The following is a 4,461-nucleotide window of genomic DNA, read 5'->3' as shown; positions in this document are numbered from 1 at the left end:
CGTTTCACGACCCCGGGGAGGTCGTGAAACGCACCCCAAGGTCGTAAACCGTCAACCGTCGGCGGAGACTTGGGAGGCGGTGGTACTTACGGCGGTGGCCGGTACGGGCAGGCCCGCGCACAAGGGCGATCAGGTAGATCCCGCCCGCAAAACTCGTCAAGCGTAGGAGGCAATAATGCGCCGGGATGCGGCGTCGATGGTGAGCGTGCCGCCGTGGGGGAGGATCCACTGGGGTCGAGTATGACCGAAGGGGACGCCTATGCAGACCGGTGCCTGCGTGTTGTAGTGCCGGATGACCTCAAGCGCGCCCTGGGCCTGCTCCTGCCGGTACTGCGCACGCGCCCGGGCGTCAGGAGAGGTCTGGGGACTGGAAGCGGGCGGTCGGGCTAGCAGGATGGCGGCCACGGCTTCGAGCACTCCCCGTTCCCCCAGAGAGCGCAGCATGCCCGCGACCAATTCCCGACCGGGGAGTATCTCAGAGGTTTCCAGCATCAGCACACAGCCATCAAGGGCAGTGGCATCGGCATGGATACGCCCCGCGGCGAGGCCGAGCACCAGCACCTCCAAGCATCCGCCCCAGCCGGGGCCGCTGACTGTTGCGGAAGGCCCGTCCCAAAGCCACGGCTCGGTCTGCTCGCGGACTCCGTATTCGTGCAGTGCTCGCGGATCGGCCCAGTCCTTGCCGAAGTCCTCCGAGTATCCCGGCTCGGTGACTTCCAGAGCCTCACCCGTCAGCAGTGCGGCGCGCAGCGAGGCACTATGAATGGCGTCGACCTCGGGCCCGGGGCCCAGGTGAACCTGGGTGGCGCCGCCGTGGAAGCTGCACACGCCGTGCTGCCACAGCCACTGGTGCAGGTTGGTGTTATCGGAGTAGCCGAGCACCGGCTTGGGGTCATTCAGTACGGGCTCGGCGTCAAGGAGTGGCAGAACCGTCATCTCATCGTCACCGCCCGCGGTGGCGATAATCGCGCGAATGCTCGGATCGGAGAAGGCCGCATTCAGATCGTCGGCGCGCTCACGTGCGCCGGCTCCGAGACGACGGGTCGTGGGAAACTCCACCGGCACCAGACCGGTTATGGCCTGAAGCCGCTCCAAGGCCTGTTCATGCACTGCGGGGCCGATCGCGGGCACCGCCAGCGACGGCGACAGTACCGCGATCCTGTCGCCCGCCTTGGCCTTACTGGGCCGGGTCAATACATCCATGCCTTCGCACCATAGCCGGACGGGTACAGGGCTGGAAAGGCCCTCGGGGAGGTCCCTGACGGGTCCCTGAATCCGCGGCGTGTCGTCCCTGGTTATCGTCGCAGCCCCTGGAGTCGGTGACTTGCGCCACTTAACGTGATCGGTATGAGCCCACGCGAGATCACCGGGACGGAAGCCAATACGGAACCGAAGTTGGAGGCGCGAACGAGCCGACCGGGCCCGGGCGGCGCCGCGGCACGGGTGGCGATCGCCATCGTGGTCATGGTGCTGAGCGCCACGGTACCAACGCTCATCATGGCCATACCTGGAGTGCAGGCACTGCTGGACGGAAAAGTCTTCGGCCGGAGCAGCGCAGGGTTGCTGGTGGTTTGTCTGGCGGTGCTCGTGATCATGTCCTTGGCGACGGCGTGCGCCTACCAGTGCACTAGGTTGCTGATCACTCGCCTGGACCACGCGCGTCTCTCAGATCTGGCAATGCGCCCGAGTCCGCGTGCACTGGCCTGGTGCCTGGGCATGATCGCCGTCGCCTTCGCGATCATGCCGATGGCCGGAGCCGTAGGCGAAGCGCTCGGCATCCCCCGAGTGGAGCCCGCCATGCCGGGCGACACGTGGTGGTCCGCGATCCTGATCCAGATCGCTCTGGGGTTCTTCCTGCAGGGGATCCCTGAGGAACTGGTGTGGCGTGGTTGGTTGTTCCGCTCACTCGGCTCCACCCGGACGGCGGCGGCCATATCGCTACTCGCCTTCACCGTCATGCACTTGATCTCTCAGGGCGGTCAGGAGGGGTGGGGCGAGCGCGTCATTTACCTGGCCATGCCCTTCGGCTTTGGAGCGGCAGCGATGGCGGCACGCTGGGTCTCGGGCTCGACCTGGGCGGCCGTAGGCGCGCACGGCGGATTTCACCTGTCGAATCTTTTGGCGGTGAGTACCGGCGTTCCCGTTGACGAGCCAGTCACCTGGATTGTCGTTGGCTGTCTGTGGTTGGTCGCAGGGGTGATCGTGCTGCTACTTCACCAGGCGCGCGCCGGTCGCACGTACGGTGCGGTTGAGGCCCGAGGTGCGCAGGCGAGCATCAGGCCGGGCGATCTCTGAACGGTAGTCATCCGCATGGTCCCTGGTCGCGGGTGCATGGGGGCGGCCGGGCTGATGTGCTTCGGGCCGCGACCCGACCGGGCACACGTGCACGGCGTCACTGGCCCGCGCCGTCGTCGTCGGCCCGCGGCTCCCGTAGGCTGGGTGATGGTGTGCGCCGACGACGCGATCCGCACCCCGGCGCGGCCGGGGAGCGTCGTCGTCGGGGCACGAGCGAATCCGAGAAACCCCTTTTGAAAGGCGTATCAGACCTGTGGCTGAATTCATCTACCAGATGATCAAGGCGCGCAAGGCGCACGGTGACAAGGTCATCCTGGATGATGTCACCATGGCTTTCCTCCCGGGAGCCAAGATCGGCATGGTTGGCCCCAACGGTGCCGGCAAGTCCTCGATCCTGAAGATCATGGCCGGCATCGACCAGCCCTCCAACGGCGAGGCCCGGTTGTCGCCGGGCTACAGCGTCGGCATCCTGCTGCAGGAGCCGCCGCTGAACGAGGACAAGACCGTGCTCGGCAACGTGGAGGAGGGCGTGGCCGAGCTCAAGGGCAAGCTCGACCGGTTCAACGAGATCTCCGCCGCCATGGCCGACCCCGACGCCGACTTCGACGCGCTCATGGCCGAGATGGGGACCCTGCAGGACGAGCTCGACGCCGCCAATGCCTGGGACCTCGACTCGCAGCTGGAGCAGGCGATGGACGCCCTGCGCTGCCCGCCGCCGGACGCCGAGGTGAAGAACCTGTCCGGTGGTGAGCGCCGCCGCGTCGCCCTGTGCAAGCTGCTGCTGGAGGCGCCCGACCTGCTGCTGCTGGACGAGCCCACGAACCACCTCGACGCCGAGTCCGTGCTCTGGCTCGAGCAGCACCTGAAGACCTACAAGGGCGCCGTCATCGCCGTCACCCACGACCGGTACTTCCTGGACCACGTGGCCGAGTGGATCGCCGAGGTCGACCGCGGGCACCTCTACCCCTACGAGGGCAACTACTCCACCTACCTGGAGACCAAGGAGAAGCGCCTGGAAATCCAGGGCAAGAAGGACGCCAAGCTCGCCAAGCGTCTGAAGGACGAGCTGGAGTGGGTGCGCTCCTCCGCGCGCGGTCGCCAGGCCAAGTCCAAGGCGCGTCTGGCCCGCTATGAGGAGATGGCCGCGGAGGCCGAGCGCACCCGCAAGCTCGACTTCGAGGAGATTCAGATTCCGCCGGGCCCGCGCCTGGGTAACCAGGTTCTGGAGGCCACCAACCTCAAGAAGGGTTTCGATGGTCGTACGCTGATCGACAACCTGTCCTTCACGCTGCCGCGCAACGGCATCGTCGGCATCGTGGGCCCGAACGGGGTCGGCAAGACCACCCTGTTCAAGACGATTGTGGGCCTGGAGCCGCTCGACGGCGGGGAGCTCAAGATCGGCAAGACGGTCAAGCTGTCCTACGTGGACCAGAACCGCGCCGGAATCGACCCGAAGAAGACCCTGTGGGAGGTCGTCTCCGACGGGCTGGACTACATCCAGGTCGGCCAGGTGGAGATGCCCTCGCGCGCCTACGTGGCCTCCTTCGGCTTCAAGGGCGCCGACCAGCAGAAGCCGGCCGGGGTACTGTCCGGTGGTGAGCGCAACCGTCTGAACCTGGCGCTCACGCTGAAGCAGGGCGGCAACCTGATCCTGCTGGACGAGCCGACCAACGACCTCGACGTCGAGACGCTGTCCTCACTGGAGAACGCGCTGCTGAACTTCGCGGGCTGCTCGGTGGTCATCACCCACGACCGCTGGTTCCTGGACCGTGTGGCCACCCACATCCTGGCCTGGGAGGGCACCGAGGAGAACCCGGCCTCCTGGTACTGGTTCGAGGGGAACTTCGCCTCCTATGAGGAGAACAAGGTCCAGCGCCTGGGCGCCGAGGCCGCCCGCCCCCACCGCGTCACCTACAGGAAGCTCACGCGCGACTGAGCCGAGTCAAGCCGAGCTTGCTCGAGCTTGCGAGGCGATGGAGTCGCGTTGGTTGCGGGGCGAACACGCGCGACTGAGCCGATGCGACACTTTGTGCCCTGTTACGACGTTTTGCACCCTGGTGTGCAGCGTTTTGCCGCACACCAGGGTGCAAAAGCTCGTAGTAGACGCTCGCGAGGGAATAACGCGGGAAGGGGAAGGCGGCCTGAGCCCGTCTCCGTCTCCCCGCA

The 4,461-nt window shown here is 66.6% G+C and carries 3 protein-coding genes; 2 read left to right on the top strand and 1 reads right to left on the bottom strand.

The window, feature by feature from the left end; translation table 11 throughout:
* Positions 1 to 156 precede the first annotated feature (156 nt).
* Positions 157 to 1,203 (bottom strand): S66 peptidase family protein, encoded by a 1,047-nt coding sequence (locus tag DRB06_RS13265; RefSeq protein WP_108968187.1) that lies wholly within the window; start codon positions 1,201 to 1,203, stop codon positions 157 to 159.
* Between the two features lie 144 nt (positions 1,204 to 1,347).
* Here DRB06_RS13265 and DRB06_RS13260 point away from each other — a divergent pair, with 144 nt between their 5' ends.
* Entirely contained in the window at positions 1,348 to 2,295 is a 948-nt protein-coding gene (locus tag DRB06_RS13260) for a CPBP family intramembrane glutamic endopeptidase (protein ID WP_108968185.1), read from the top strand.
* Between the two features lie 253 nt (positions 2,296 to 2,548).
* Positions 2,549 to 4,231 carry an energy-dependent translational throttle protein EttA gene (ettA, locus tag DRB06_RS13255; RefSeq protein ID WP_108968183.1) on the top strand — a complete coding sequence of 561 codons (1,683 nt, stop codon included), beginning with the start codon at positions 2,549 to 2,551 and terminating at the stop codon, positions 4,229 to 4,231.
* The last annotated feature ends 230 nt before the right edge of the window (positions 4,232 to 4,461 follow it).

Origin of the sequence: Actinomyces sp. Z5 (assembly GCF_003287795.1) — a bacterium.
In the GTDB taxonomy this organism is placed as follows: Bacteria; Actinomycetota; Actinomycetes; order Actinomycetales; family Actinomycetaceae; genus Actinomyces; species Actinomyces glycerinitolerans.
This window is presented reverse-complemented; position numbering and strand designations above follow the sequence as displayed.

Excerpts from the sequence above, each read along its gene's own strand:
- DRB06_RS13260 (WP_108968185.1), top strand. The coding sequence starts at position 1,348 with ATGAGCCCACGCGAGATCACCGGGACGGAAGCCAATACGGAACCGAAG.
- DRB06_RS13265 (WP_108968187.1), bottom strand. The coding sequence starts at position 1,203 with ATGGATGTATTGACCCGGCCCAGTAAGGCCAAGGCGGGCGACAGGATC.